We start from the raw sequence: 3,612 nt of genomic DNA on the forward strand, positions 1-3,612 counted from the left end.
ACTGTAATAGGATAAGTGGCTACAGGCGAGAATTGCGTAGCTGTAGTTGATAAGCTATAGTTGATTACATCATTGTTAACTGCCCCAGTTACCACGGCAGTCAATTTAGGATTCACATCACCGTATACTTTGGTTTTATCATCAGCGGTGACAGTAATCGCTTTTGGAGTAACCGTCAAGTTAACAGTAGATGTTTCTGTATTAGTACATCTTCCAATTAAAATTGCTCGGTAAGTATAAGAACTCATTTCAACAGTTGGCTTTGTTAAAGTTAATGTTGCAGTTGTAGTATTTGAGTATATATCATCATTTGTAATATTCTTAAAACCTGAACCAGTATTTACTTGCCACTGGTACGATGTAACATTTGTGGCTATAACTGAAAAACTAGTATTTTCACCATAAGTAATACTTTGATTTATTGGTTCTGTTGTTATTACCAATTTAGGATGTACAATAATTGTAATGGCTTTTTTATCACCTATACAAGAATTATTTATACCTTCTGCTACATAATATGTGAATTCTCCGGCATTAGTTGTTATAGGAGTTATTGATGACTGGGGAGCTGAAGTTAGGGAATCATAATAGAATAATGTATAATCAGGATTACTTGCTGTAGCACTTAACGCCTGAGCAGTATCCCCTTCACAATATTCAACATTGTTAGCAGTAGGAATTCCAGCTTTTGGGTAAATAGTTAAAGTAACAGCTGTTCTGGTTAGACTAGAACAATTACCATTAGATGCTTGCGCATAATATGTTTTACTGCCTACACCTACTTGAGTTGGATTAGTTACAGGTGTTCCTCCGGTTTCTTCGGCATACCAAATGATTGTTGATCCTTCAGCTCCTGTTGCTGTTGCAGTTAAAGTTTGAGTTGTTGTTCCATCAGAACATACGGTTTGATTGCCACCTAAAATTGGAGCAGCTGGTGTTGCATTTATTGTTAAAGTAACAGCTGTTCTGTCTAAACTAGAACAAGTACCATTAGGATTAGAAGACTGAGCATAATATGTTTTAGTTCCTACTCCTACCTGAGTTGGTGAAGCTACTGGACTACCTCCGGTTGCAGTTTCGTACCAGGTTACTATTTGTCCCTGTGGCGCCGTTGCAGTAGCTGTTAAGGTATGATTTGCATTTCCATTCCAGCAAACGGTTTGATTGCCACCAGAAGTTGGAGCAGCTGGTGTAGGGGAAATAGTTGTCGTTAATGTACCAAAAATAAAACCATATTGATCATTACCTTTTGTTTCTAATTCAAAAGAAGAAATATCATCTGGTAGGTAAAAAAAGGTGTAACCATTGGTAAGTTCATTACTAGGTCTGCTACTTGGTGTTTTTGGATTGGACTCGAATACAGTTCCTCTATCTCCTGCAATAGGTGGAGTAGTATTATTAAAGTAGGAATACTTGCCTGTTTGATAAGCATCCATATTACCTATAACCTCTAGTGGAACTGAGGAGGTTACCTTACCAGCAACATTATTATCTGATAAACCTGCAATACCAATTATATATCTATAAGCGTGAGTTGTGGTGTTTAAACTTTTTGAAGTGACCTCGTAATCAAGTTTAATTGTTCTTTCTAGTACTTTTGGATTAGTATAAGCCCCAATTAAATCTAGGTATTTTGTTTTAAACGTTGTAGGTACCCCTTTTATATTAATTATCCCTGTTAGTGCAGTAGGTTGGTATAATCTCCATTGTTCATGACTTGTTGTGAAGTTTTTGATAACTTCTACTTTAACACCTCCATTTGGTAGAAAAGCAGGACCAGACGGTTTAACAGGAAATAATCCTTTACCTGTATCATTAAGACTTTTTACTAAGGCAGTAGTAGGTTCTGCAAGAACAGTGGTGTATACATTGCAGGTTTCATCAATATCAGGATTACTACCGTCAGGTTCTCTACAGATAGCTCCTGAGTTAACTTGTGGGGCTGGGCAACTTGTACAATTATAAACAATACCCTCAAGGAAGCTCATTGCGTTAGGGTTATTAAACATTCCTGATTTACTAGAAGTGCCACTACTATTTATTAAATTTAAATTTGGACCAATTTTTCCACTATTCATAGCAGCTTTGCCTTTCCAGGTAATATAACCTAATTTACCTGAACCAATTGCTGGCCCTTCAATATTACCGTCATTTTGAAAGTTGTCAGAAATAACAGTAGTTCCTTCATTATAGTAAATACAACCAGAACCTCCTAAATTCATTGTTCCCTGAACATTAACGAAACCGTAATTTTCAAATCGAGCTGTTGAAGCTCCAAAATCTATTCTGCTACTACTAACAGTAAACTTACCTGTATTTATAACTTTTCCTCCTCCAAGGTTAAAACCAGCAGATGAAACCATCTCACCACAGTTTACAAAAACACTCTTACTATTGCAATTGTAACTATTTCCAATTAATAGTTTTCCCTGATTTCTGAAAAAACTTTTCCCACCAATATTAATATTCGAATTAATGTTAATAATAGCATTAGAAGAACTATCAAAAGTGTAAGTTCCACTAGAATTTTGTAATCCTAAAACACCAACATTAAATTGACCATTATTAATTATTGTATTTATACCACTACCATTTAGAGTGAAATCAGTCCCTCCTGAACTACCAGCTTTCAAAATACCTTTTGTACCAATGCTCAAATCAACATTTGCATTGATAGTTACAGATTGAGTAAACTGTAAAGTACCATCAATTTCCATATCAATAGTTCCAGAAGAAGTAACATTATTTTGGATAATAACAGTCACATTAGGAGCTATATAAATTTTAGTTCCATTTTGAAAAATAACATCTCCTAGTGTAGAATTGTTGTAAAAACAAACTTTTTTATTCGATTGAAAGGTATAATTTCCGGAAGATGGTCCGTTAATATCACAACTAGATTGTGCATTAATTTCAAAACAACTAAAAATAAAGATTAAAAATGTTAATAAAACGGGAGTAATTTTAATTTTCATATATTCAATTTTGTGAGGAATTGTAATTGGATTCTATGGATGTAATAGAATTATCGTAAATTATTATGCGAAACTAATTACATTATAATTCGGTAGTAAATATTCTCTTCAAATAGCCTAAATAATCGTTGAAAAGCTTTTTATTGTAAAAAAAACACCTAAAAACAATTAAAGATGAGGGTTTTTTGAATGCTGTTTGCAAAAAATATTTGGTAATATTTAGGATAAATAAGCGAGAAAATCTCTCAATTGTTATTTATTGATGGGATATAATTAACTATAAGTATTCACAATAATATGAAAAATAGTTTGATGGAAATGAGTGATAATATTTTACTTCGTAAGCTATTAATATCTATAATGAAATCAGACCTCATTATCCTAATTATATGCTTATACCCAATCAACTGCATACCCAAAACAAAATTTAAATGAGAATTTATAAAGCAAAAAAAAAACAGTAGTAAACCTGAGTTTACTACTGTCTAAAAGGTACTATTATTTTTATCAATCCTGTGTCACTTTTTTTATGACTAGGCTAAATTATTTCTTAAAGCGCTGTAATAATAAATTCACTTCTTCTATTCATTTGGTGTTCTTCTTCGGTACATTTTACTCCATCGGCACATCTGTTAAC

The 3,612-nt window shown here is 33.1% G+C and carries 1 protein-coding gene and 1 pseudogene; one reads left to right on the plus strand and one right to left on the minus strand.

Annotated elements, in window-relative coordinates; all coding sequences use genetic code 11:
* On the minus strand, nucleotides 1-2,975 hold a 2,975-nt coding region (locus tag AC4FRF_RS17460; RefSeq protein ID WP_491161565.1), incomplete at its 3' end, for an Ig-like domain-containing protein.
* Nucleotides 2,976-3,203: 228 nt separating this feature from the next.
* Between AC4FRF_RS17460 and AC4FRF_RS17465 the strand changes: the two are divergent.
* Nucleotides 3,204-3,317 (plus strand): annotated as a pseudogene (locus AC4FRF_RS17465) (IS982 family transposase); the annotation flags it as partial.
* Between the last annotated feature and the right edge of the window lie 295 nt (nucleotides 3,318-3,612).

Source organism: Flavobacterium sp. ST-158 (genome assembly GCF_058309975.1).